Annotated in this window: 1 protein-coding gene; it reads right to left on the reverse strand. The window is 40.1% G+C overall.

The genetic code is table 11. From position 1 onward, the window contains the following. The coding region (locus tag H740_RS08245; protein ID WP_002953186.1) for a cache domain-containing protein at positions 1-579 on the reverse strand (579 nt) is incomplete at both ends.

The following is a 579-nucleotide window of genomic DNA, read 5'->3' on the forward strand; positions in this document are numbered from 1 at the left end:
CCTTTTTGCTGCGTATTCTTCCGCTAAATATTTACTCGCAGGGACGGTTTTTCCTATATTTGAGGGATCGCTATGCATTAGTATCAGACCGTCTTTATTCATCAGATAAACATAGCCATATTCGGTCTTGCCCATATCTAAAATTTTCTTGCTTAGAGCGTCGATCTTTAGATCTATCGCCGCTACGCCCGCAAATTTACCGCCCTCGTTTACCGGCACGGCAAAGGTCATAACCAGGCTTTGACTCATAGCATCGATATAAGGCTCGGTATAAATAGCCCTATTTGCCGCTTTCGTATCCATATACCAGCCGCGTTTACGAGGGTCGTAATTATCCTTTTCAGGGGTTAACTTGTTATTTGATGATTGAAAATGACTTCCATCAGCTTCTCTACCGAAATAAATATAGTCCACGATAGAATTTGACTGATCTTTTTCTAGAACTAATGTTTTTAGTAGCTCCTCTTCGCTATGCTGCGCTTTTTGTACTTTTACGCCTAGTTTTTTTACTGTGTCGATATAGTCTTTAAAAAACGATTCCGTAACGGTATCGACGTCTTTTAAAATTTGAGCCTGATT

It is taken from the genome of Campylobacter showae CC57C, assembly GCF_000344295.2.
GTDB lineage: Bacteria > Campylobacterota > Campylobacteria > Campylobacterales > Campylobacteraceae > Campylobacter_A > Campylobacter_A showae_B.